At 45.9% G+C, this 25,246-nt stretch carries 18 protein-coding genes and 1 other annotated feature; of the genes, 2 read left to right on the top strand and 16 right to left on the bottom strand.

Annotated features, from left to right (window positions below):
- Positions 1–20 precede the first annotated feature (20 nt).
- The 6 genes from EAI83_RS12430 to EAI83_RS12405 form a co-directional block, all read right to left on the bottom strand.
- Entirely contained in the window at positions 21–884 is an 864-nt protein-coding gene (locus tag EAI83_RS12430) for a substrate-binding domain-containing protein (protein WP_021652475.1), read from the bottom strand.
- 154 nt (positions 885–1,038) lie between these two features.
- Positions 1,039–1,473 carry an RrF2 family transcriptional regulator gene (locus EAI83_RS12425; RefSeq protein ID WP_114001811.1) on the bottom strand — a complete coding sequence of 145 codons (435 nt, stop codon included), beginning with the start codon at positions 1,471–1,473 and terminating at the stop codon, positions 1,039–1,041.
- A gap of 453 nt (positions 1,474–1,926) precedes the next feature.
- The gene (gene cysK, locus EAI83_RS12420; RefSeq protein WP_015526291.1) at positions 1,927–2,859 is read right to left on the bottom strand and encodes a cysteine synthase A; all 933 of its coding nucleotides are present in this window, start codon (positions 2,857–2,859) and stop codon (positions 1,927–1,929) included.
- Between the two features lie 230 nt (positions 2,860–3,089).
- Positions 3,090–4,100: a DUF4097 family beta strand repeat-containing protein gene (locus EAI83_RS12415; RefSeq protein WP_129975561.1), complete on the bottom strand. Its 1,011-nt coding sequence runs from the start codon at positions 4,098–4,100 to the stop codon at positions 3,090–3,092.
- Positions 4,093–4,806, bottom strand: a complete 714-nt coding sequence (locus EAI83_RS12410) for a DUF1700 domain-containing protein (RefSeq protein ID WP_059086665.1) — start codon at positions 4,804–4,806, stop codon at positions 4,093–4,095. The genes EAI83_RS12415 and EAI83_RS12410 overlap by 8 nt, the downstream gene beginning before the upstream one ends.
- On the bottom strand, positions 4,803–5,123 hold the full coding sequence (locus EAI83_RS12405) for a PadR family transcriptional regulator (protein ID WP_015526294.1): 321 nt from the start codon (positions 5,121–5,123) through the stop codon (positions 4,803–4,805). The genes EAI83_RS12410 and EAI83_RS12405 overlap by 4 nt, the downstream gene beginning before the upstream one ends.
- Positions 5,124–5,299: 176 nt before the next feature.
- Between EAI83_RS12405 and EAI83_RS12400 the strand changes: the two genes are divergently transcribed.
- Together EAI83_RS12400 and EAI83_RS12395 are read left to right on the top strand one after the other, a co-directional pair.
- The gene (locus EAI83_RS12400) at positions 5,300–6,325 is read left to right on the top strand and encodes an N-acetylmuramoyl-L-alanine amidase family protein (protein WP_243113494.1); all 1,026 of its coding nucleotides are present in this window, start codon (positions 5,300–5,302) and stop codon (positions 6,323–6,325) included.
- A gap of 21 nt (positions 6,326–6,346) precedes the next feature.
- Complete coding sequence (locus EAI83_RS12395; protein WP_129975559.1) at positions 6,347–7,501, top strand: serine hydrolase; 1,155 nt, start codon at positions 6,347–6,349, stop codon at positions 7,499–7,501.
- 68 nt (positions 7,502–7,569) lie between these two features.
- On the opposite strand, the gene EAI83_RS12390 is transcribed toward EAI83_RS12395, so the two are convergent.
- From EAI83_RS12390 to EAI83_RS12345, 10 genes are all read right to left on the bottom strand, one after another.
- A complete protein-coding gene (locus EAI83_RS12390; protein ID WP_129975557.1) occupies positions 7,570–8,796 on the bottom strand; it encodes a hypothetical protein in 1,227 nt (408 codons plus the stop codon).
- A gap of 42 nt (positions 8,797–8,838) precedes the next feature.
- Complete coding sequence (locus EAI83_RS12385) at positions 8,839–9,654, bottom strand: PP2C family protein-serine/threonine phosphatase (RefSeq protein ID WP_129975555.1); 816 nt, start codon at positions 9,652–9,654, stop codon at positions 8,839–8,841.
- A gap of 30 nt (positions 9,655–9,684) precedes the next feature.
- Entirely contained in the window at positions 9,685–11,634 is a 1,950-nt protein-coding gene (locus EAI83_RS12380) for a serine/threonine protein kinase (protein ID WP_129975553.1), read from the bottom strand.
- Between the two features lie 98 nt (positions 11,635–11,732).
- Positions 11,733–15,431, bottom strand: coding sequence for a DNA-directed RNA polymerase subunit beta' (rpoC, locus tag EAI83_RS12375; protein ID WP_129975551.1), 3,699 nt, complete (start codon positions 15,429–15,431; stop codon positions 11,733–11,735).
- Between the two features lie 17 nt (positions 15,432–15,448).
- Complete coding sequence (gene rpoB, locus EAI83_RS12370) at positions 15,449–19,306, bottom strand: DNA-directed RNA polymerase subunit beta (protein WP_021652198.1); 3,858 nt, start codon at positions 19,304–19,306, stop codon at positions 15,449–15,451.
- Positions 19,307–19,532: 226 nt separating this feature from the next.
- Positions 19,533–22,169, bottom strand: coding sequence for a right-handed parallel beta-helix repeat-containing protein (locus EAI83_RS12365; protein WP_129975549.1), 2,637 nt, complete (start codon positions 22,167–22,169; stop codon positions 19,533–19,535).
- 149 nt (positions 22,170–22,318) lie between these two features.
- Entirely contained in the window at positions 22,319–22,693 is a 375-nt protein-coding gene (rplL, locus tag EAI83_RS12360; RefSeq protein ID WP_015526302.1) for a 50S ribosomal protein L7/L12, read from the bottom strand.
- 75 nt (positions 22,694–22,768) lie between these two features.
- Positions 22,769–23,278, bottom strand: coding sequence for a 50S ribosomal protein L10 (gene rplJ, locus EAI83_RS12355; RefSeq protein WP_021652200.1), 510 nt, complete (start codon positions 23,276–23,278; stop codon positions 22,769–22,771).
- A 52-nt stretch (positions 23,279–23,330) separates the two neighbouring features.
- Positions 23,331–23,467: a sequence feature (ribosomal protein L10 leader region), on the bottom strand.
- Between the two features lie 50 nt (positions 23,468–23,517).
- The gene (gene upp, locus EAI83_RS12350; protein WP_044961929.1) at positions 23,518–24,147 is read right to left on the bottom strand and encodes a uracil phosphoribosyltransferase; all 630 of its coding nucleotides are present in this window, start codon (positions 24,145–24,147) and stop codon (positions 23,518–23,520) included.
- Between the two features lie 157 nt (positions 24,148–24,304).
- The gene (locus tag EAI83_RS12345; protein ID WP_129975547.1) at positions 24,305–25,183 is read right to left on the bottom strand and encodes a Cof-type HAD-IIB family hydrolase; all 879 of its coding nucleotides are present in this window, start codon (positions 25,181–25,183) and stop codon (positions 24,305–24,307) included.
- Between the last annotated feature and the right edge of the window lie 63 nt (positions 25,184–25,246).

Below are 25,246 nucleotides of genomic sequence, written 5' to 3'. Positions count from 1 at the left end.
ATCGTTTTTTACCTGGGAATTTATTTGGTCACGTCCTCCCAGTCTGTGATATCACCTGTGAAGATGGATTTTACCTGGTCACTTGAAAGCTCCTCAAGGTCATTGTCGTTGTTTACGATGACTGCGATACCATCTTTTGCGATCTCTGTAGCTTTAACACCTTTCTCTGTTTCCTCGTCCTTCAGCTCACGGGATGCCATTCCGATATCACATACACCCTCTGTTGCGCTATTGATTCCTGTTGTGGAGTCGCTGACCTGAACCTCTACTGTGATGTTTTTGTTTGTTTTCTGATATGCCTCTGCAAGCTTCTCCATTACAGGTCCTACGGAAGAAGATCCCATAACTACGACTTTGCCTTTTGCATCTCCGGCTTTGTATGCCTCTGCTTTTTCATCTACTTTGATGTAGCCTTCTTTTTCGATGATGTCCTGTCCGTCAGAGCTCATGATGTAGTTGATGAAATCCTGTGCTGCATCGCTGAGCTTGTCGCCTGTTACGATGTTGAACGGACGTGCTACCTTGTATGTATCATCTGCAACGTTCTCTGCTGTTGCCTCTGCTCCGTCGATCTTTACTGCTTTTACTGTATCGTTGAGGGAACCAAGGGATACGTATCCGATAGAGTTCTCATCGCCTGCTACTGTGGTAAGCATTACATCTGTGTTGTTTGTGATGCTTGCTTCCTGTGTTGTCATATCTACTTTCTCGCCGTCTTTTTCTTCTTCGATCCCAAACAGCTCTACGAATGCTCCACGTGTTCCGGATCCGTCCTCACGGGAAATTACGTCGATCGCTCCGGATGGTGCTGCCATTACAACGGTTCCCATTACTGTAGTTCCGATAAGTGCTGCTGTTAAGATACCTGCGATTCTTTTTTTCATGATTTTTTTCTCCTCATTTCTATGATCATTTTTACTTGCTTACTGCTTAAATACAGGTGTTATTATAGGAATGGAAGGTAAAATATAAAATCGCGGTTTTGTAAAATGTTAGTAAAAAAATGTGATATAAAAAAAGCTGCTTGCGCAGCTTTTTTTATATGATATATTCGTCCGCCTTCACGGATTGCCAGTTCATCAAGTCTTCCAATGTTATATGATCTACCACACCTTTGATGGCGTCGTCCAGCTTTTTCCAGAGAATCTGTGTGACGCAGTTCTCCTCACGGTCACAGATGGCTCCGTTGTCGTCCAGACATTCCACAGGGGAAAGGCTTCCTTCTGTGAGACGAAGGATCATTCCGACCGTGTATTTATCCGGGGTCTGCTGCAGTGCATAGCCACCCTGAGGGCCACGGACACTGCGGACAAAGCCTGCTTTGTTCAGAATGGAGATGATCTGCTCCAGATATTTATCGGAGATCTCCTGACGCTTCGCCACATCCTTCAGGCGGATCGGTTTTCCTGTATAGTTTGTAGCAAGATCCAACATCAGTCTCAGCGCATATCTTCCTCTTGTAGAAATCCTCATGTAATATTTACCTCCAATATTTCAGTATTCTTCTGATTTATAGTCTTTTGCTCTTTCTGTTATTGTGCAGCTGTTCAGCCGGAAATATTCCTCTGTATTCCATAACCGGCACCCTTCTCTGTGATGCACAGGTAGCTTCCTGTATCTTCTTTCATAGGAAGCAGAATCTGCTTTGCAGACTTTATTCTTTATATTGTTAATAGGTTTTGTTTGTTTTCTCTATTATACCTGAAAAAGCTACAAGATACAAGCAAGTCCCCACACACTGCTTATTGCTTTTCGCGGGACCTTACCAGTGAACAGTAACCACAGCCCCACAGAGGGCTTACTTAATTCGATAAAATCAAGAATAAAACCGGCGCTCCGGCAGCCTGCTTGGACAGGCATTCAGGAGCGCCGTAAATAATCCCGCAGAATCACGCTTCGGGGCAAAAGAAGCGGTCTTCGGATCGATTATTTTGTAAACAGTGGTGTGGAGTAGTAACGGTCTCCACTGTCCGGAAGAAGTGCTACGATCACTTTCCCCTTGTTCTCCGGGCGTTTTGCAAGCTGGATCGCAGCATAGAGAGCTGCACCGGAGGAAATTCCTGTAAGGATTCCCTCTTTCTTGGTAAGGAGTTTGGATGTTTCAAATGCATCCTCGTTCTCTACCGGAATGATCTCGTCATAAACCTTGGTGTCAAGTGTGTCCGGAACAAAACCTGCGCCGATACCCTGGATCTTATGCGGGCCTGCTTTTCCCTCAGAAAGTACAGGAGAAGTTGCAGGCTCAACAGCAACTACCTTCACATTCGGGTTCTGGCTCTTCAGGTACTCACCTGTACCGGTGATCGTTCCGCCTGTGCCGACACCTGCTACGAAAATGTCTACCTTTCCGTCTGTGTCATTCCAGATCTCAGGACCTGTTGTTGCTGCATGTGCCTTCGGGTTAGCCGGGTTCTCAAACTGTCCCGGGATGAAGCTTCCCGGAATCTCCTTGGCAAGCTCTTCTGCCTTGGCAATGGCCCCCTTCATTCCCTTGGCTCCGTCTGTGAGAACCACCTCCGCACCATATGCCTTCAGGATGTTTCTTCTCTCAACACTCATGGTCTCCGGCATGGTAAGGATCGTCTTATAGCCCTTGGCAGCTGCGATGGCTGCAAGTCCGATTCCTGTATTGCCGGATGTTGGCTCGATAATGGTTGCGCCTGGTTTCAGGACACCTTTCTGCTCTGCATCCTCGATCATTGCCTTACCGATTCTGTCCTTAACGCTTCCTGCCGGGTTAAAATACTCAAGCTTGGCAAGTACTGTAGCCTCAAGTCCCTCAGATTTCTCTACGTTCTTAACCTCTACAAGCGGTGTGTTTCCGATCAGTTCCAGTGCGCTTCCGTAAATTTTACCCATGATGATATCCTCCTTATTTCCTTTATGTCCATTTCCTTATTTCCTAGTAACTATATATGCTTTCTGTGATTTGATTGAATTATATCATAGTACAGGGATTTGTCAATACATTTCAGCCAAAAAACGCAGGAATTTTTCTCCGGAAAAACCCCTGCGCTTCATATAATTTCATTTATTCTTTTTTAGGATTTTTACAAGCAGATGCATAGTCAGGCGGATATTCATATTCTTTATTTTTCAGATTCTGTTAATGTAATATCCCCATCGCTGCATTCCACATTTAAAGTCGGTGCTGAAGCACCGGCCTTGTTCTCATAAACAGAGGTGTCTTCCTCATTGTCGGTTTTTCCCCTGGAAAGCCCCTCCGTGTCCACATCTCCGTCTGCAGCTTTCAGATAAATATTGGTTTTCTCTGCACTGCCGTTCTTCATTTCTACAGAAACATCACCGCAGGAGCTATTGATCTTCATATCTCCGTTAAAGCTGCTGTTGTCTATCTGAATATCTCCGTCGCTGAGAACTATCTGCCCATCTGCAAGCTCTGCCTTTTTTATGGTCACATCTCCGTTTCCGGATTTCAGCTGCATGTTATCTGTACATTGAAGTTCTTTTACATTCAGATCCCCGTCGGAAAGCTTTGCATCAAACTTTTCGAACTCGCCCTTATCCAGCATCAGATCTCCATTGAGAAGTTCCAGGGTCATTTCTTTACACAAAAGCTGATCGGCAGCAAGATCCCCGTCGGAAAGCTGAAACTCCGCTTCGGAAAGCTGTGCCTTCTCCGGAATATAAAGAACCACCGTATTCAATGCATCTTTCTTTTCTGTCAGATCCGCATGTGTAGAGAATATCCCCAGATCATAGGTTATATAATAACTTCCACTGCCGCCTGCAGACTCCTCAAGCGTGAGCTCTCCATCCTTATCCTTCCAGGTCAGAGGATTTTTCCTCCCGTTTTTCTCAAGCTTATATTCCATATAATAATGGTCATCATCTGAGGTACGGATATCCAGATCAAAATCCTCAAAATCCACATTCAGCTTCGTAAAATCATCAATCTGTTCTTTTTTCATTACTGTAAGATTTTTACGACTGGAAGAATTTCCTCCGGATACATACATATGATCTGAAGTATATGTGAAATCTTTTCCCCCTGCAAAATATCCTGCTGTGGAAAGAACAACTCCCGCTGCACAGAGTGCTGTACCTGTCATCAGCACTGTTTTTGCAATCTTATTCATTTTTATGCACCTTCTTTCTTACAAGTCTGTTAACCAGACGGCCGATTCCCATTGCACACCATTTACATATATATATGGTAAGTACTCCAACGAGGATTCCTGCACCTGCCATCAGAAATCCACTGCCGACCATCATGCAGGATGCTGCCAGAGATCTTGCGATCAATGTCATGCCGCAACCTGTGAGCACGATGCCTCCGGCAATTGCTGATACCCCGGTAACTGCCATGGAAAAGATCACTGCTGCGATGACAATCACCACTGCTGCCAGTACTGCAAGGCCTGCAAACAGCAGCGCAATGCTCACCGGCGATGCACAGATCACCAGAAATGCGAGAAGAATGATCTTTCCGGGGGAACGCTTCTTTCCTGCGGATGTACTGTACCCTGTTGTACTCAGGTTTCCTGAATCTGTCCGGCTATGTGCATGGGAGCTCTCTCCGTAATATGAACCTGCTGCCGGCAAAGCTGCTGTTTTTTCCTCGGTGATGTCTTTACTGTCACCAACACTCTCCTGTAAAAGGTTCAGAAGCAGTTCCCTTGCCGCCTCTTTAGGCTGTCCCAGTTCTTCCATAACCTGCTGTTCATTCTCAGGTCCAGCCTCATCGAAGTATTCCGAAAAATACTCAATGGCATTGTCATAATCTTCTTTTGGAAGCCGCTTCAGATATTTCTTCAGCTGCTCCATATACTCTTTTCTTGTCATTTTCGAAGTCTCCCTTCCACAATATCGTCTATAGTATCGCGGTATTCTCTCCACTCTTTCCTCAAATATTCCAGCTGCTTCCGTCCGTCTTCTGTAATGGAATAATATTTACGTTTCCGTCCCTGAAATTCCTCTGAATAAGTTGTCAGATAACCATCCGTCTCCAATCTACGAAGGATCGGATACAATGTGGATTCCTTGATAGAAGCTACCATCTTCACTGTCTGGCTGATCTCATATCCGTAAGAATCCTGCTGCTCTACAACAGAAAGGATCAGGCATTCCGTCAGCACTGCAGACACTGGATAATAATACATAGGCACACCTCTTTATGTAATTATTTTATATATAAAATTTTTATATATAATTATTTTACATATATAGTACCACACTTTTTCCTGTTGTCAAGCACAATTTCACAATTGCTTTTTCCAGACTCCTTCTTTATAATATTTACAAATACAAAATACTCACCCAGAAAGGACTTGAGCTTATGGAAAAAAAGCCCCGTCTGATGGCGATCGTCCTGTTTTTAACGGGTCTTATCTGTATTGGATTACTTTTTGGACTCAGCTATAAAACCTACCGGAAGATCGATGCCGTTGACCAGAAAATGACCTCTGTGATCAAACCGGTCCAGAAAAAGCAGAAATCCATGAAAGAGGATATCGAACTTTATACAGCCAAGATCGAAAAGAAACAGGCAGCCAACAAATACCTGCAGCAGCGGGCACAGACAGAAAAAGCTGTCAAAAACAACACCGTTGAACATGAACGGGCACCGGAAGCCGAAAACAGTCAGAAAACGACCAAACCCTCTGTTTTCAGTGAAGCCGGTGGTGAGGGATTCACCGATGGCGGTAATGATACCTCTTCTGCTTCCAACAACGGCCATATCGTCGGGATCGATCCCGGACATCAGAGTGAAAATGTTGATATGAGCGCCACAGAGCCGAACGGCCCCGGTTCCTCCACCATGAAGGCCAAGGCTTCCACCGGAACCAGAGGTTCCTTCAGCGGTCTCCCGGAGTATCAGCTGAATCTGGACGTTTCTCTTCTGCTTAAGGATATCCTGGAACAGCGTGGATACCAGGTAATAATGACAAGGACAGACAATGATACCGCTATCAGCAACAAGGAACGTGCAGAGCTGGTCGCTTCCCAGGGTGCGGAGATCTGTGTCCGTATCCATGCAAACGGAGATGATTCTGCAGATGTCTCCGGTGCTCTGACCATGTGTCCGTCCCAGCAGAATCCTTATGTTTCCAGTCTCTATGACAGTTCCAACAAACTATCCAAATGCATTGTGGATTCCTACTGCGCAGCTACCGGCTTCCAGAACCGCGGGATCATCTACACAGATTCCATGACAGGTATTAACTGGAGCACGATCCCGGTGACGATTGTGGAAATGGGATTTATGACCAACCAGAGCGATGATCTGAAAATGGCGGATTCCTCCTTCCAGCAGACTATGGCAGAGGGGATCGCCAATGGAATCGATGCTTATTTCCAATAATAAAAAGGAGTTTGTTTATATATGAAAAAAAATACATTTCTATATATTGTGATCGCAGTGCTTGTCATCGCACTGGCAGGACTTGGGGCACTAAATGTCCGCTCCCTGGACAAGCTTGCATCTCTCCAGACAAAAGTTAACAAGCTGCAGAAAAGTGTGCAGGAGGTTTCTGATTCTGCCGCTGAGCTCAGCAGCAAAGCCGATCAGCTGGATGCTCTTTATCCTGATGATCCTACCGTTTCCAGCGCTGCTGCCGCAGCATCTTCAACTGAGGTCCAGGGTCCTTCCGCACAGGAAGAATCCACAGATACATCTGCAGCCTCCGATTCTTCCGAATCTTCTGGCAGCAAGGACAGTTCTTCTTCCACTCAGGAAGAAGGAACTCTTTCTCCATCCAGCGGAAGCACTTTCACAGACAATTCGGATTCCAGCATGGACAACCTTCTGAACCAGGTACAGTCTCTTCTTCCCACCGATAACGGAACCTGGTCCGTATATGTATGCAATCTTGCAAAAAATACCGAAGGTACCATCAACGATCAGCAGATGCAGGCTGCCAGCCTGATCAAGCTCTATATCATGGGTACTGTATATGAGGATTATGACAGTCTTTCCTCCAAATACAGCAAGGATCAGCTGGACAATGCACTGAACTCCATGATCACAGTCAGCGACAATGATGCTGCCAATACACTTGTCAATTATCTTGGCGGCGGGGATGACGCAGCCGGAATGGCCCGTGTGAATAAATTCTGTCAGGATCACGGATACACCAGCACTTCCATGGGACGTCTTCTTCTTGCAGATAATTCCAATGGGGATAACTACACTTCCGCAAAGGATTGTGGAAAATTTCTGAAGACCATCTATCAGATCGACAAGGGTACTGCTACCGATAACAACGATACTCTGGCAGGAGCCGAATATATGTATCGTCTTCTGAAAATGCAGACCAGGAAAAACAAGATCCCGGCTCAGATGCCTTCCGAGGTAAAGGTTGCCAACAAAACCGGTGAACTGGATCACGTAGAAAACGATGCCGGCATCATCTATGACACCGCAAAGGGGATCGACCTGGTAGTCTGTTTTATGTCACAGGATCTTAACGATACCTCTGCTGCACAGAACACCATCGCACAGGACAGCCGTGCGATCTATGGATACTACAACGAATAACAAAATAACAGACTTACCGGATCGGACAAAAAAAGGATGATGCGTCACCGAAACGCATCATCCTTTTTTCAGTTCTTTTCTTCTCCCTCTTCATAGGATTTTTCCCAGATCTCGGAAAATACTGCCAGCGGACAGTCTGTCAGCAGGCACATCAGAAGAAAGCACTCATATGGATTCACTATGTAGATCTCACTCATTTCGCAGCGGGCCAGGATCTCCTGGATCTCCTCCAGAAAATGACGGTATCTCGTATACGGATCATCCTCTGCCATCTCCTGAGAGATCACAAAAAACTCCAGCGTGATCAGATCAAACCGCTCCACCGGAAATTTATGGTTCAGGATATTGTTGATCCTCTGGCGGCTGAAGCGCTTCTGGCTGAAATGCTTTGCCAGAATGGATGCGGACATCTTTTTGAGATTTCCCATTTTATTAATGGGGATCCCGCTGCAGATAACCTTTTCCAGATCCGAAGCACTGATATTCTCAGGCTTCCAGATCTTTTTGCCACCGTTTTCTTCCTCATCTTCCTGATACATGGCTGCAATGATCTTCCTTGCCCGCTCCAGAAGGATCATAAATTCCTGAAAAGCCTGGCTCTTCTCTGATTTCGGATCATCATGTCTTCCTTTCAGAAAAGCCAGATATTCCAGAAGCTTTTCTTCACTGTCCAGACAAAGCCCTGTGCCATACACGATCTCTCCGGTCTTTTTTTCCACCGGAGTCATCTGTTTGTAGGTTTCTTTATATTCCTCCGCTTTATAATAGCCAAGATGATTCCGATAGCAATACCAGTAGATCACTTCTTCCGGATTATGAAAATCAAAATCCTGCTCACGAAGCACCCGGGTCAGAAAACCTGAAACATCCTCTGTACTCATCCGAAGTCCGAACCCCAGAAGAAAAACTGTTTCACGTTTCACAGATGCCTGAGTCAGCCAGTTATTCACCAGAGAACTCAGCTTGGCTGATGTAGGTGACATAGATTTCGGTGTGTAGGTTTCCTTGAAGGATTCCACAACGATCTCCCTGTAGACTTCCTGCGGCACCTGGGAGAAAGGCTCCTCAAGCTCTGCACGCTCATACACATATCGTTTCAGATAGTCACCAAAGGAAACCAGTTCCATCTCCTTGTAAAGATAATGAAAAATAACATCTGCATCCTCATCCTCAAAAGAATCCAGACTGACAACCTGGCGGAACTTCTGTGCCGCCTTTCTTGTAAATTCAAAGTCCTTCACTGAATCGAAGGCAACTGTCTGTTCAAAATCAAGATCCTGCATTCGATTTCTCATCACAAATTTTCTCCTTATCCCTTTTCTTACTCCCCGGGTTTATTACCGTCCGGTACTGTGGCGTTCTGCCCAGCGTTTGAGAAGATTTTTTTCTTCATAGCCGCTGATCTGTGCAAGGACCAGTGTCACATTATCTCTGCCGCCTCTTTCCAATGCCTGTTCCAGGATCTTACCTACTTTTTCTTCTGCTGTTTCTGTCCCGTCAAGGATCTTCTGAAGCTCCTGATCAGAAAGCATGTCTGTCACTCCATCTGAACAGATCAGATACGAGCTTCCCGGCTGATAACCGATCTCCACGATAGAAGGCTCCAGTGCCATGTTTTCTTCCTGAAAGCCCAGATACTGCGTCAGCGGAGCTTTTCCCAGCATTTTTCCGCCAATCACATGGTCCGTGGAAATCTGCTGGAACTTCCCCTGAAAATGACGGTAGATACGGCTATCCCCAAGGTTGCAGGCATAGATCGCCTTTTCGCTGAAAGACAAAAGTGCCATGGTTGTTCCCATGCTTCTGATACCGTTTTCATTGCTGTAGCGACATACTGCCTCATTCATATTTTCGCAGGCTCCTGTCAGAAAAACCACAGGCTCTTTTTTCAGGGTCTTTTTGTTTTCTTCATAGAAGCCTCCCAGCGCTTCCACAGCTGCAGAAGCTGCCATTTCACCGTAGCTTTCTCCGCCCATGCCGTCAAAAACAGCCAGCATTGGAAGCTGCCAGTGCTGTGTATGACCTGCCAGGATTCCGTCAACCCCCTGGTTGTGCACCGGCAGGCGCACTCCGCAGCACCAGAAATTATCCTCATTATTTGTCCTCACCTTTCCGGTGTGACATGTATACGCATAATCAATCTGATAGGCCATTCTTTTTCCTTTCGTAAAACCCCTTCGACATTACTGCTGAAGCTCCACTACAGAATTACTCCAGTATTTGTCTCCCAGTTCTACATATTTGTCGTTATCGCTCTCTTTATCATGAACCTTACCATCTGCATCGATCCATCGGATCAGAAGGCCGTCCTGATAATAAAAATACTGCTTCTCATCTCCGTCCCATACATAAGTATAAAACATCTGCTCGCCCCAGTAAAAATATTCCTCATAAACGCCATCTGCGGAACTGCCGGGATATACAAGTACTTTGGCGATCTCTCCTGATCCGTTATAAAAGCGCAGGCGATCCCCCTCTGTACCTTCACGTCTATAGCTGTCCAGAGCATTTTCTATGGTTGTCGCATGGTCACGTATCGTTTCCATTGCCTGTGCGAAACTTTTATCCGAATTGTCTGCAGTACCGAAATTTCCTTTGTTCAGAGCATCAGAATCATCGGAATCTGTATACGAAGGTTCCCCGTTATCCACAGGTTTCCGTATCGTTCGTACCGCAAGGATCCCGCCGATCAACACAACAAGGATCCCGGCTGTTATAAGCATTCTGAAAATACCTTTCCGTTTCCTTCTGTCATCGTCATTTCCATCATTCTCTGGCACGGATCCCTCCCACTCCTGGAGATTCTGGTCACGGTCGTCTTCCAGATCTGTGATAGAGGTAACTCTAGGCTTTACAGCTCCGGTTTTTCTTATACCGGGATCTGACTGACGGGAACGTCCTGACGGATAACCGGACAGGCTATCCCTTTCGGATGCTGTTTTTCCGGATGCAGATTTCTGAGGCTTCTGTATTGTGTTCTGAGCCTTTGGCGTATTCCGGGCTGCATTTTTTGCTATTTCTCCGGCTGTCGGTTTCTCCGGCTGTATGGATACCGGCACAGGATTTTTACGTGCCTGACGGATCGCATCCGTATTCAGCTGACTCGTTCTTGCCAGCTGTCTGGCTGCACCCTCCTGGAGAAACTTCGGCATGGACTTCGGAACAGGTCTTTCCTCCACTGGTTTCTGTTTCTCATGAACTCCCTGTTCTCTATTTGCTGCTCCATACCGGATTTCTTCCAGTGCTTCCCGAAATTTCTCAGGAGTCTGATATCGTTCTTTTGCATCATAAGCACAGGCTTTTAAGATAACGGGGCCGAAAGCCTCTCCTGCATCCACAGGTGGTGGCGGTGTTTCGCCTGACATCCTCCTCGTGAGTGCGTTTTCCTTATCTCTGTATGTGATCAGCTGTTTTTCAAGATTCAGAAACGGAAGCCTGTTATGATTCATCAGTTTATATAACACCAGGCCAAGTGCATAAATGTCCACTCTGCTGTCGTACTGTTCTCCCCTGTACATCTCCGGCGCCATATAGGAATAAGTTCCCTTTTTGGAAAGGGTACTCATGGTTTTTTCCAGTTCTCTGGCAATTCCAAAGTCCCCCAGCTTGAAATCCCCGAACCTGGATACAAAAATATTCTCAGGTTTGATATCCCTGTGGATGATGTGAAGCTGCCCACAGTATTCCAGTGATCTGCAAAGATCGATACCCAGCTTCATCACTTCTTTTTCTGTGAGATTTTTTCCCGCATAATATTCCATGAAGCTTGTGAGATATTCCATGCGGATAAAAATATCCCATCCGATCTCGTCCAGATATTCCATCACCTTGTAATCTTCTACAGATACAATATGGGAATTTCCCCGGAAATACTCCATGGTGCTTACTTCCTGAATGCACTCCTCCACCAGATTTTCAAAATAACCGCGGACAGATTTTTCATCACCGGATTCTGAGCGCACACTGTCCAGCTCCCCTTTACTGGCGGGGATTGTGATTATCTTAATTGCCGAGTAAAAAGAACGTCCCTTCTCAGTTCTCTGAGCTTTATACACTCTTCCAAAAGAGCCTTCCCCGATCTTGCTTACGATCTTCCATTCCGGCCACGGGGAAATTGGCAGTTCCTTGTCCATCGCAATCCCTCCTCTCTCAGAAAATCCCTGCTTATAAACAGAAATCTCCCTCCGGATTTCCGGGGGGAGATTTATTTATATTAGCAAGGTATATCGACTTATTCTTCTACCGGTGCAGTTTCCTCTGCTGTCTCTTCAACAGCAATGGTCTCTTCCTCCGGAGCAGTCTCAGTCTTCTCTTCCTCTACGGAAATTTCCTCTGTATCCTCAGGCTCCTCGGAAGCTGTTTTTACCTCCGGCATTCCTGTGTCAAGACTGATCTCACTGTAACGCTTCATACCTGTACCTGCAGGAATCAGCTTACCGATGATAACGTTCTCTTTCAGACCGATCAGCGGATCGATCTTACCTTTGATAGCAGCCTCTGTCAGGACTTTTGTTGTTTCCTGGAAGGATGCTGCTGACAGGAAGGAGTTTGTAGCAAGGGATGCTTTGGTAATACCAAGCATAACCTGTTTTCCCTCTGCCGGCTGTTTGCCCTCTGCCTCAAGTTTCTCGTTAACTTCCTCAACATCAAGGACATCAACAAGTGTTCCTGGCAGGAACTCTGTATCTCCGTTATCCTCGATACGGATCTTCTTCAGCATCTGATGAACGATAACCTCGATATGCTTATCGTTGATCTCAACACCCTGCAGACGATATACACGCTGAACCTCACGGATCATGTAATCCTGAACTGCACGCACACCCTTGATTCTCAGGATATCATGCGGATTTACACTACCTTCTGTCAGCTCATCGCCGGCCTCAAGAACCTGTCCATCAAGGACTTTGATACGAGAACCGTATGGGATCAGGTAAGTCTTGGAATCGCCTGTCTCCGGATCGTTTACGATGATCTCACGTTTCTTCTTAGTGTCGTTGATCGTGGCAACACCTGGGATCTCTGTGATGATCGCAAGACCTTTCGGCTTTCTTGCCTCGAAAAGCTCCTCGACACGAGGAAGACCCTGTGTGATATCTCCACCGGCAACACCACCGGTATGGAAAGTACGCATGGTCAGCTGTGTACCTGGCTCACCGATAGACTGTGCTGCGATGATACCAACAGACTCACCAACCTGTACCGGCTCACCGGTAGCCAGGTTCGCACCATAACATTTTGCGCAGACACCAACCTTGCACTTACAGGAAAGGATGGTACGGATCTTCAGTTTGTCGATCGGTCCGCCTGTCTGGTTGCTTACGCCCTCTTTCATGATACGGGCTGCACGCTTCGGTGTGATCATGTGGTTTGCTTTAACAAGGATTTCTCCGTCTTTATTCTTAACTGTCTCACAGGAGAAACGTCCTGTGATACGCTCCTGAAGGCTCTCGATCTCTTCTTTTCCGTCCATGAATCCACGAACGACCATACCGGAGATCTCTGCTCTGTTCTCACAGCAGTCCGCCTCACGAACGATCAGCTCCTGGGATACGTCAACAAGTCGTCTTGTCAGGTATCCGGAATCGGCTGTACGAAGAGCGGTATCAGAAAGACCTTTACGAGCTCCATGAGCGGACATGAAGTACTCCAGTACGTCAAGACCTTCACGGAAGTTTGACTTGATCGGGAGCTCGATGGTATGACCGGTTGTATCAGCCATCAGTCCTCGCATTCCGGCAAGCTGTTTGATCTGCTTATCGGAACCACGGGCTCCGGAGTCAGCCATCATGAAGATGTTGTTGTACTTATCAAGACCTGTAAGAAGTGCCTTTGTAAGCTCATCATCGGTCTTCTTCCAAGTATCAACAACCTCCTTGTAACGCTCTTCCTCTGTGATAAGACCACGTTTGTAGTTCTTTGTGATACGGTCAACAGTATCCTGAGCCTGCTTGATCATCTCCGGCTTCTGCGGCGGCACGGTCATATCGGAAATAGATACGGTCATGGCTGCACGTGTGGAGTATTTGTAACCCATAGCCTTAACGGAGTCAAGTACCTCGGCTGTCTTTGTTGCACCGTGAGTATTGATAACCTTTTCAAGGATCTGCTTCAGCTGTTTCTTACCTACAAGGAAATCAACCTCAAGAAGCAGTTCGTTTCCAGGTACGCTTCTGTCCACAAATCCAAGGTCCTGCGGAAGGATCTCGTTGAACAGGAAACGTCCCAGTGTGGACTGAACATTGCCGCTTAAAACAGTTCCGTCCGGCATTGTCTTATGACAATGGACAATGATCTTTGTCTGGAGTGTGATGACCTTGTTCTCATATGCAAGAATTGCCTCGTTGACACTCTTAAAGAACTTGCCCTCACCCTTGTTTCCAGGTCTTTCCTGTGTCAGGTAGTAGATACCAAGGACCATATCCTGTGAAGGAACGGCTACAGGACCACCATCTGACGGTTTCAGAAGGTTGTTCGGTGATAACAGAAGGAAACGGCACTCTGCCTGTGCTTCCTGGGAAAGCGGAAGATGTACAGCCATCTGGTCACCATCGAAGTCAGCGTTGAACGCGGTACAAACAAGCGGATGAAGCTTGATCGCCTTACCTTCTACAAGGATCGGCTCGAATGCCTGGATACCCAGACGATGCAGTGTAGGTGCACGGTTCAGCATAACCGGATGCTCCTTAATGACGTCCTCAAGGACATCCCATACTGCCGGCTCAAGCTTCTCTACCATTTTCTTGGCATTTTTGATGTTGTGGGAAGTTCCGTTGGCAACAAGCTCTTTCATAACGAAAGGTTTGAACAGCTCGATAGCCATCTCCTTCGGAAGACCACACTGATAGATCTTCAGTTCAGGTCCTACGACGATTACAGAACGTCCGGAATAGTCAACTCGTTTACCGAGAAGGTTCTGACGGAAACGTCCGGATTTACCCTTCAGCATATCGGAAAGGGATTTCAGAGCTCTGTTTCCAGGGCCTGTTACAGGACGTCCACGGCGTCCGTTATCGATCAGGGCATCTACAGCCTCCTGCAGCATACGCTTCTCGTTGCGGACAATGATATCCGGAGCACCAAGCTCCAGAAGTCTTTTCAGACGGTTGTTTCTGTTGATGATCCTTCTGTAAAGATCATTCAGGTCAGATGTTGCAAAACGTCCTCCGTCCAGCTGTACCATAGGACGAAGATCCGGCGGGATAACCGGGATAACGGTCATGATCATCCACTCAGGACGGTTGCCGGACTCACGGAAGGACTCCACAACCTCAAGACGTTTGATGATCCTTGCACGCTTCTGGCCTGTTGCGTCCACAAGCTCTGCCTTCAGTTCTTCGGAATCCTTTTCAAGATCGATAGCCTGAAGGAGCTCCATGATGGACTCGGCACCCATACCTACACGGAATCCTTCTCCGTAAGACTCACGTGCTTCCTGGTACTCACGCTCGGTGAGTACCTGTTTGTACATAAGTCCGGAATCTGCAGGATCCAGAACGATATAGTTAGCAAAGTAAAGCACTTTCTCCAGTGTTCTCGGAGAAATATCAAGGATCAGACCCATACGGGACGGAATTCCTTTAAAGTACCAGATATGAGACACCGGAGCTGCAAGCTCGATGTGTCCCATACGCTCTCTACGAACGGCAGATTTGGTTACTTCAACACCGCATCTGTCGCAGACAACGCCTTTATAGCGAATTTTTTTGTACTTTCCACAGTGGCACTCCCAGTCCTTGCTCGGTCCGAAAATCCTTTCACAGAAAAGACCATCCTTCTCAGGCTTCAAGGTTCTGTAGTTGATCGTTTCAGGTTTTAAAACCTCACCGTGTGACCACTCTCTGATCTTCTCAGGGGACGCCAGTCCGATCTTGATGGCATCGAAAGTCATTGGCTGATATGTTTCATTGGCGTTGGTTGTTTCTGCCATGTATTCTTTCCCCTTTCTTATTCCTCATCATCAAAGGACTCTTCAAACTCGATCATATCATCTTCGTCTTCCATGTCCTCATCTTCTTCTACATTGACAAGCTCTTCTCCGCTGAACTCCTGCTTGGTGTAGCCGTGTTTACCGAAGGACTCCTCATCTCTGCGTCCTCTGGAATCGCCCTCGATGACATGACGAAGATCAGTATCTCCGTAATCAGAGGTTTCCATAATGTGTACCTCTGATCCGTCCTCGCTGAGCACACGTACATCCAGACCAAGAGACTGAAGCTCTTTAAGAAGTACCTTAAAGGACTCAGGAATACCTGGCTCAGGAATGTTGTCACCTTTGATGATCGCTTCATAGGTCTTAACACGTCCGATCACATCATCAGACTTCACTGTCAGGATCTCCTGCAGTGTGTAGGAAGCACCATATGCCTCCAGTGCCCAAACCTCCATCTCTCCGAAACGCTGTCCACCGAACTGAGCTTTACCACCCAGAGGCTGCTGTGTTACCAGGGAGTATGGACCCGTGGAACGTGCATGGATCTTATCATCTACCAGATGATGCAGCTTCAGGTAGTGCATGTGACCGATCGTTACAGGGCTGTCGAAGTACTCGCCTGTTCGTCCGTCACGAAGTCTTACCTTACCATCTCTGGAGATCGGAACGCCCTTCCAGAGTGCTCTGTGAGCTTTATTCTCATCGAGATACTGCATAACATCCGGTGCAAGGATGTCTTTATATTTCTCACGGAATTCCTCAAAGTCTTCCGTATTAACGTAATCGTTGGCAAGCTCCAGAGTATCCTGGATATCAACCTCGTTTGCGCCATCGAATACAGGTGTTGCAATATTGAAGCCAAGTGCTTTGGCAGCAAGGCTCAAGTGGATCTCCAGGACCTGTCCGATGTTCATTCGGGAAGGTACACCCAGAGGATTCAGCACGATATCAAGAGGACGTCCGTTTGGAAGGAATGGCATATCCTCAACCGGAAGTACACGGGAAACGACACCCTTGTTACCATGACGACCGGCCATCTTATCACCAACGGAGATCTTTCTCTTCTGTGCAATATAAATACGTACTGCCTGATTTACTCCAGGGCTCAGCTCATCGCCGTTCTCTCTTGTAAATACCTTGGCATCTACGATAATACCATACTCACCGTGCGGTACCTTAAGGGAAGTATCACGTACCTCTCTTGCCTTCTCACCGAAGATAGCACGAAGGAGACGCTCCTCAGCAGTAAGCTCAGTCTCTCCCTTAGGAGTAACCTTACCGACAAGGATATCACCGGCACGTACCTCAGCACCGATACGGATGATACCGCGCTCATCCAGATCCTTCAGAGCGTCATCGCCGACACCCGGAACGTCACGTGTGATCTCTTCCGGTCCCAGCTTGGTATCACGGGATTCTGCCTCATATTCCTCAATATGGACAGATGTATAAACATCATTCTGTACCAGTTTCTCACTAAGAAGAACAGCATCCTCGTAGTTATAACCCTCCCAGGTCATAAATCCGATCAGCGGGTTCTTACCAAGTGCAAGCTCACCATTGGATGTAGACGGGCCATCCGCGATAACCTGTCCTGCCTCAACATGCTCACCTTGGAACACGATCGGTCTCTGGTTGTAGCAGTTGCTCTGGTTGCTTCGCATGAATTTAGTCAGATGATAATCATCTTTTGTTCCGTCATCATTCTTGATAGAGATATCTGTAGATGTGGAACGAAGTACTGTACCTGCTTTTCTTGCAACAACGCATACACCGGAGTCAACAGCTGTCTTGGTCTCCATACCTGTACCAACAACCGGAGCCTCTGTTGTAAGAAGCGGAACGGCCTGACGCTGCATGTTGGATCCCATCAGCGCACGGTTCGCATCATCGTTCTGCAGGAACGGAATCAGGGCTGTAGCAACGGAGAATACCATTCGCGGAGATACATCCATGTAATCGAACATGTGCTGCTCGTACTCCTGTGTCTCCTCGCGGTAACGACCGGAAACGTTCTTATGAATGAAGTGTCCCTCTTCATCCAGCGGCTCATTCGCCTGTGCTACATGGTAATTATCTTCCTCATCCGCTGTCATGTATACAACCTCATCGGTTACACGCGGGTTGGAAGGATCTGTTTTGTCGATCTTTCTGTACGGAGCCTCTACGAAGCCGTACTGATTGATCCTTGCATAGGATGCAAGGGAGTTGATAAGACCGATGTTCGGTCCCTCAGGAGTCTCGATCGGGCACATTCTTCCATAGTGGGAATAATGTACGTCTCGAACCTCGAATCCGGCTCTGTCTCGTGACAGACCGCCAGGTCCCAGTGCGGAAAGTCTTCTCTTGTGAGTCAGCTCTCCAAGCGGGTTGTTCTGATCCATGAACTGTGACAGCTGGGATGATCCGAAGAACTCTTTTACTGCTGCAGTTACAGGTTTGATATTGATCAGGGACTGCGGAGAAATACTCTCTGTGTCCTGTGTTGTCATTCTCTCACGTACCACACGCTCAAGTCTGGAAAGACCGATGCGGTACTGATTCTGAAGCAACTCACCGACAGCACGGATACGACGGTTGCCCAGGTGGTCGATATCATCATCGTTACCAAGGCCATACTCCAGATGCATATTGTAGTTAATGGACGCAAGGATATCTTCCTTGGTGATGTGTTTCGGGATCAGGTCGTGGATATCACGTTTGATCGCATCACATCTGTCCTCAAATGTGTCATTTTCTTCCAGAATTTTTTCGAGCACTGGGTAGTATACTAATTCTGTAACACCCAGGGACTTCGGATCCTCAAGCTCCGGCAGATAGTGACGGATATCAACCATAAGGCTAGAAAGAACTTTGATCTCTCTCTCCTCACCCTGGATCCATACGTACGGAACTGCGGAATTCTGTAATGTATCAGCAAGCTCTTTTGTAACAAGTGTCTCAGCCTCAGCAAGGATCTCACCTGTTGTTGTATCTACAACATCCTGGGAAAGCTTGTGGCCTACGATACGTTTATTGAAATGAAGCTTCTTATTAAATTTATAACGTCCGACTTTGGCAAGGTCATATCTTCTCGGATCGAAGAACATTGCCATGATCAGGCTCTCTGCGCTCTCTACTGCAAGCGGCTCGCCCGGACGGATCTTCTTATACAGCTCAAGGAGACCTTCCTGATAGTTTGTGGAGGTATCCTTTGTAAAGCTGGCAAGGATCTTTGGCTCTTCACCAAACAGATCGATGATCTCAGCATTGGTTCCAATGCCCAGTGCACGGATCAGAACAGTGATCGGAACCTTTCTTGTTCTGTCTACACGTACATAAAATACATCATTTGAATCTGTCTCGTACTCCAGCCATGCACCTCTGTTCGGAATTACAGTACTGGAAAACAGTCTCTTACCAAGCTTATCATGAGCGATCGCGTAGTAGATTCCAGGGGAACGTACTAACTGGCTGACAATAACACGCTCAGCACCATTGATAACAAAGGTACCCGTAGCTGTCATCAGCGGTAAATCTCCCATGAAAATCTCGTGTTCGTTGATCTCTTCTGTTTCCTTATTGATCAGCCTTACTCGAACCTTCAAAGGTGCGGCATAAGTCACGTCACGTTCTTTACACTGCTCGATGGAATATTTTGCATCTTTTTCATCGTATGTGAAATCGATGAATTCCAGACTGAGCTTTCCGCCGTAATCTGCGATCGGAGAAATATCATCAAATACTTCTTTTAAACCTTCGTCAAGAAACCACTGGTAGGAATCTTTCTGAACTTCGATCAGGTTTGGCATTTCCAGGACTTCTTTTTGTCTCTGGTAGCTCATACGCATGCTTTTTCCAGTTTTTACAGAACGAATTCTGTTTTTTTCCATTGACGTTTCACCCCTGTTTTTTTATTATTTATTACAACATGATCCCGCCTGACCTTTAGGCAGGCATATCTAGCCATAATATAGCATCCTCCACTTTAACATAAGAAAAAAAGTGTGTCAAGCACTTTTTTTGATTTTTTTACATTTTTCAAAAAAAAGATTCTGTTCCTTCTATACATACGATGTATGGATATCCGGAACAGAATCTTTTTTTTATCACACATACTTACTTCACAACAGTATTTACTGTTACTGTATTTCCGTATTTATCTTTTGAGACAAGTTTCAGAGCAGTATTCTTTTTTTGCTTCTTTATTTTAATAACGTACTGTTTCTTTTTGTTTACGGATGATACACCCAGCTTTGTCTGTTTTCCGGAACGCCGCGCATAGGCAATAACTGTCTGGCTACCTGATGCAGTTCCGCTTATAGCTGTACTTCTTGATGTAACAGTTCTGCATGAAGGACGGTTGATGCCGTTCCATCCTTTGCAGCTTTTTACATATACCGCCTGAACCTTTCCGTTTTCGCAAAATGTATTCTTTTTCATGACCGGTATTACAGATGCATATGCATAAACACCATTCCCCGTATTTTTCTCCGCACGGTTTCCTGATACTTCGGATACTTTTGATTTCCAGAGCAAAATACCACTTTTTGCATTTGATGTCACACGATTGCTTTTTACCCTGACTCCGCCGGCCACATACTCAATTTTCACGCCATGATTTTTGTTGGATAAACAGATATTACCAAGAACATTATTGTTCTTTCCTGCATTTACACGTATTCCCGAGCCGGCCACTGATTTAACAGTATTCTTCTGTGCAGTGGATGAAGTATTTACAGATTGCAGATAAATTCCATCTCCGCCTGCTCCGGAAACAGTATTCTGCTCTACAAGATTTCTCTGTTCTGATCCTGCTGCATAGACAGAACCGGAGAGATAAATTCCCGTATTTGCAGTTCCGGACACTGTATTCCTGCTGATAACGCTTCCTCTGGAATCCTGGGCATAAATCCCAAAATTGGAATATGAAGAAGTTTTTTTCATTGTTACCTGATTATCTGTTACGGTATCTGTGTCAGTAAGAGACATGCTGATTCCGTTTCCATATCCGCTGATCTGATTATCTTCTACAGTCACACCTTTCACCGGATATATCTTTTTAGGGAGCACAGCTCCATCTTTTTTCATATTATAGCCTGAAACTTTTATACCACTGCAGATCCATGCAATTCCACCAATGCTGGTAGTTCTGGCAAGACTGATGTAGTTTCCTGCCACACGAAGATTCCTGTTTTTCAGCATGTCCGGCCCATCATCATAGCCTGGCGTCTGGTGTGTATTGCTGCTCACAGAAGAAATGTCCACTCCATTTCCCACATTTACCATGGTATTATTTTCTGCTGTAGAATCTTCATAATTCATAAACCTTATACAGCGTTTTTTTACATTATGGAAAGTATTATTCGTAACTGTGATCCTTTTATATGTTTTTCCGGACATCATACTGTGCGTTCCCAGCCCTGTAAAGACATCTTCGAACACATTTCCATCAATCACAAAATCTTCACAGGTCGTTCCATCATAAGGTCTGTACTGCGGAAAAACATTGCTCTCATCTGTACAGCAGTCGATCTGAATACATTCCTGTCCGCCTTCCACATAATTCTTATAATAGCCACTGAATGTACAGCCTGTGATCTTGGCATTTTTCACTCCGCCAAATTCCAGAAAATGAGATTTTAGATTATTAAGAAATGTAGCATTTTTAATCGTAACATTCGTAGCATGTCCAATGCAAAATCCCACAAATCCGCCTGGTGCATCCTTATTTTCCACACACTGATAATTGTAGTCCCAGGTTCCTCCATCGATCACAATGTTGCGATATCCATCATATCCGCCTTCTGAATCTTTGGTATTTCCAAGACGGAGGATCAGATGTTTGGTGGTAGACGTTTTTGTAATATTAGCGTCTCTTGCATATAAGTACATATTACTGTACATGCAAAGTGTACCTGTCAGTTCATAATTTCCCGGTGGAATTATAATCTTGCAGGGATTTTCATCTGTGGCCTGATCTTTCAGTTCAAGAAACAGTGTGTTCAAGGGTGCTGTGATATCCTGTCCTTCCTCAACTTCCAGAGTCACAGTCTGATAAGTTCCAAGTTCTCCATCTGAAGCATCTCCTGCGGAAAAATCCCCAGCAGCATTGGCATCATCTGTAAAATCAGTCTGTGCCTGACCTGCGCCTTCATCAGCTTTATTATTATCCGGCTCTGCGACGTTTTCTACATTACCGTTTTCCTGCTGAAGCTGAAGTTCTTCGGAACCGTTATCGCCGTTCTCCGTTCCTTCGGAAAAATCTGCCGGCAATTCTCCGCTGATACTGCCATCTGCTGTCTGAATATCCTCACTGCCAGCTTCCGTTGCTGCATTGTCAGAAATATTCTTATTTGTGTCAAAATCTCCATCTGTGCTTCCATCTGAAAATGTGTCTTCAGTTGAATTTTCCGATATTTCCTCATCCCCCGGTGCCTCTGATACATCCACTGCTTCTACAGCACCTGACTCTATTTTTGTCCAGGATGCCTGTGATGCAGGAACCACACTGCCATCGTTATCCAGCACAAGCGGATCCAGATCCTGTTCCGGCATATTTTCCTCTTCTTCAAGCTCCTCCTGCTGCTGCATTGCAGCTTCCTGAGCCCGAAGTTCATCCAGAGGATTTTTCACGTTTACAGTTATATTTTTTACATTTTTTCCGACAGACACTGTCTTGGCTGCCGTCGGAAAAGAAACTCCTGTGATTCCCAACGCAGCAGCAAGGATACAGGCCATTATTTTTCGTTTCATATTCCATCCACCCTTTCCTATCTCCTTTATTATCCTTTCTTTTTCTTCAAAAAGCAAGATTTACCCTGGATTTTTTCACTAAAAAAGGCTGCTGTGCCGCCGGTAAACCGGCAGTCACAACAGCCTTTAAAACTTCTGATCTGATCGGATTATTTAAGTGTAACCTTAGCTCCCTCAGCCTCAAGTTTAGTTTTGATGTCCTCAGCCTCAGCTTTGGATGCGCCCTCTTTAACAACCTTCGGAGCACCATCAACGATAGCTTTAGCCTCTTTAAGTCCAAGACCTGTAACCTCACGAACAACTTTGATAACTTTAACTTTGTTAGCGCCAACCTCTGTAAGCTCTACGTCAAACTCATCTTTCTCCTCAGCTGCCTCGCCTGCTGCACCTGCTGCTGCTACAACAACACCTGCTGCTGCGGAAACGCCGAACTCTTCCTCACAAGCTTTTACAAGGTCATTTAACTCTAATACAGATAATTCTTTGATTGCTGCAATAAATTCTTCTGTTGTTAATTTTGCCATTTTAATTTCCCTCCATTTATAAATTTTAATTAATAATCATGCGGTCGTTATGCCGCCAATTGCACGTTGCTGGGATTACTCAGCAGCTGCTGCGTCAGCTCCGCCGTTCTGCTCTGCGATCTGATTAAGCACACGAGCGAAGTTTGCGATCGGAGACTGCATGCTTCCAAGCAGTTTTCCAAGAAGTTCCTCTCTTGAAGGAATTGTGGACAGTGCCTGAATTCCGGCCTGATCATTGTAGTTACCTTCAACTACACCTGCGATCAGCTCCAGTGCCGGGAACTGTTTTGCATATTTAGCAAGGATTCTTGCCGGAGCAGTTGCGTCTGTCTCGGAGATAGCGATCGCATTTGTGCCATGTAAATGATCACTGAGGCTCTCAAATGCTGTACCCTCGAATGCACGACGCATCATGGTATTTTTGTATACCTTGTACTGAACACCAGCTTCTCTTAACTCTTTACGAAGAATTGTATCCTGCTCAACTGTAAGACCGCTGTAGTTTACAAGTACAACAGACTGTGCGTCTTTAATGCTGTTAGAGATCTCTTCTACGATTGGTTGTTTCAGTTCTACTTTTGCCATGAAATGGTACACCTCCTTATAGATTTTGTATACCGCCGTCGCAATAAGTCAATCTGTTTAAAAAAAAGACCTTACTGCTTCGCAATAAGGCCTTGTGTAATCTTAACTCAGAATACTTGGACCTCGGTAGGCGTTTTAATCCTTATGCCTTACGGCACCTACTGTCTTCGGCAGCGTTCTTAGGTACAATACCATAACAGTGCCGGGTGTGTCAAGTATTTTTTAAGATTTTTTCAAAATTATTTAGTACCAAAAATACGGTCTCCGGCATCTCCAAGTCCCGGGCAGATGTAAGCGTTCTCATTGAGCTCTCTGTCAAGGGAACCACAGTAGATCTGTACATCCGGATGTGCCTCATGGAGACGTTTCAGTCCCTCAGGAGCTGCGATGATGCACATAAACTTGATATTCTTTCCGCCCTGTTTCTTGACAAAATCAATGGCAGCTTCGGCAGAACCGCCGGTTGCAAGCATCGGATCAACGATCACTGAAATACGCTCGTCAATAGATTCAGGAAGCTTACAGTAATACTCATGGGGCTCATGTGTTACCGGATCACGGTAAAGTCCCACATGTCCGACCTTTGCAGACGGTACCAGTGTGAGAATGCTGTTTACCATTCCAAGTCCTGCACGGAGGACCGGGATCACTGCCAGCTTCTTACCTGAGATCATCGGTGTCTTACAGGTTTCTATCGGTGTCTCGATTTCCACTTCCTCTGTAGGAAGATCACGAAGCGCCTCATATCCCATCAGGATTCCGATTTCCTCCACCAGTTTACGGAACTCGTTTGTTCCTGTATTTTTATCACGGAGCATTGAAATTTTGTGTTTGATCAGCGGGTGATCCATAATATAAACATTTTTCATTTTTTCCATCGTGATTTCCTCTCTTTGTCTGTGTTTTTTGTAAAGCGAAACTTCTCATTCCACTCTGCTTCATACACCGGAACGCAAGCCTTTCGCTTTTCTGTATTCATCTTTCTACATTATAATATATATGACACTTTTTCAAAAGGGGGAAAAACTATTTTCCCTGGCGTTCCAAAACCTGATCAATAGCATAGGCCACACCAAATTCATTGTTGTTCTTTGTGATGTATTTTGCTGCTCTTTTAATCTCCGGAACTGCGTTTTCCATTGCAACAGTTGCGCCGAAATTCATGGAAATCATGGAATAATCATTAAGACTGTCACCAAGGACCATGACCTCATCCATGGTATAACCCAGAGACTCGATATATTCTTTCAGCACCGGGCCTTTCTGCGCCTCTACTGCTGTAATCTCCTGATTATATATAAAGGAAGAAGCCACTGCAACGGCTGGATTTTCTTTCAGCTCATCGCTGAGTTTCTCCAGCTGCTCCACATCTGCCGCAAAAATGAAGATCTTATATACCGGCGCACCGCTGCTCTCCAGGGAACGGATATCGGAAATCCCTTTCGTGTTTCCGGCGATCCTGCGGTACTGCGGGGATTTCCGTACAATCTCCTCGCTGGTATCTATGTCCATATTGAAAAGACGGATCTGCTGAATGATCCCGTCTTCAATTTCTTTCTTTGTTCCAATACGGTAATCATAGCGATCCGTAAAAAATGCTACAGATACCGGGTATTTTTTTGCCGTATTGTAGACCTCCTCACACAGCTCAATAGAGATCGGTGTACTCTTTACAACCTCCTGCTGCGGATTCCGTACTTCAGCACCGCTGCTCACCACATAATCACAGGTCAGCTCTGTTCCCTTCAGCTCCTCCATGGCACCGGGAAAATTCCGGCCGGTGGCAACCATAAAACGGATTCCCGCATCGCAGGCACGCCTGATTGCTGCAAGGGTTTCCGGTGCGATCCTATGGTCATCACCAAGAAGTGTGCCGTCCATATCACTTGCAATTACTTTTATCATGAAAAATTTCTCCTTTTATCTGTAAAAATTCCGGTCAATCATTCGGATCCATATCATCCATAG

Source organism: Blautia sp. aa_0143 (genome assembly GCF_004167315.1).
Lineage (GTDB): Bacteria > Bacillota > Clostridia > Lachnospirales > Lachnospiraceae > Blautia_A > Blautia_A fusiformis.
This window is presented reverse-complemented; position numbering and strand designations above follow the sequence as displayed.

Coding starts and splice junctions, on each gene's coding strand:
- EAI83_RS12430 (WP_021652475.1), bottom strand. CDS start 884: ATGAAAAAAAGAATCGCAGGTATCTTAACAGCAGCACTTATCGGAACT.
- EAI83_RS12425 (WP_114001811.1), bottom strand. CDS start 1,473: ATGAGGATTTCTACAAGAGGAAGATATGCGCTGAGACTGATGTTGGAT.
- cysK (WP_015526291.1), bottom strand. CDS start 2,859: ATGGGTAAAATTTACGGAAGCGCACTGGAACTGATCGGAAACACACCG.
- EAI83_RS12415 (WP_129975561.1), bottom strand. CDS start 4,100: ATGAATAAGATTGCAAAAACAGTGCTGATGACAGGTACAGCACTCTGT.
- EAI83_RS12410 (WP_059086665.1), bottom strand. CDS start 4,806: ATGACAAGAAAAGAGTATATGGAGCAGCTGAAGAAATATCTGAAGCGG.
- EAI83_RS12405 (WP_015526294.1), bottom strand. CDS start 5,123: ATGTATTATTATCCAGTGTCTGCAGTGCTGACGGAATGCCTGATCCTT.
- EAI83_RS12400 (WP_243113494.1), top strand. CDS start 5,300: ATGGAAAAAAAGCCCCGTCTGATGGCGATCGTCCTGTTTTTAACGGGT.
- EAI83_RS12395 (WP_129975559.1), top strand. CDS start 6,347: ATGAAAAAAAATACATTTCTATATATTGTGATCGCAGTGCTTGTCATC.
- EAI83_RS12390 (WP_129975557.1), bottom strand. CDS start 8,796: ATGAGAAATCGAATGCAGGATCTTGATTTTGAACAGACAGTTGCCTTC.
- EAI83_RS12385 (WP_129975555.1), bottom strand. CDS start 9,654: ATGGCCTATCAGATTGATTATGCGTATACATGTCACACCGGAAAGGTG.
- EAI83_RS12380 (WP_129975553.1), bottom strand. CDS start 11,634: ATGGACAAGGAACTGCCAATTTCCCCGTGGCCGGAATGGAAGATCGTA.
- rpoC (WP_129975551.1), bottom strand. CDS start 15,431: ATGGCAGAAACAACCAACGCCAATGAAACATATCAGCCAATGACTTTC.
- rpoB (WP_021652198.1), bottom strand. CDS start 19,306: ATGGAAAAAAACAGAATTCGTTCTGTAAAAACTGGAAAAAGCATGCGT.
- EAI83_RS12365 (WP_129975549.1), bottom strand. CDS start 22,169: ATGAAACGAAAAATAATGGCCTGTATCCTTGCTGCTGCGTTGGGAATC.
- rplL (WP_015526302.1), bottom strand. CDS start 22,693: ATGGCAAAATTAACAACAGAAGAATTTATTGCAGCAATCAAAGAATTA.
- rplJ (WP_021652200.1), bottom strand. CDS start 23,278: ATGGCAAAAGTAGAACTGAAACAACCAATCGTAGAAGAGATCTCTAAC.
- upp (WP_044961929.1), bottom strand. CDS start 24,147: ATGAAAAATGTTTATATTATGGATCACCCGCTGATCAAACACAAAATT.
- EAI83_RS12345 (WP_129975547.1), bottom strand. CDS start 25,183: ATGATAAAAGTAATTGCAAGTGATATGGACGGCACACTTCTTGGTGAT.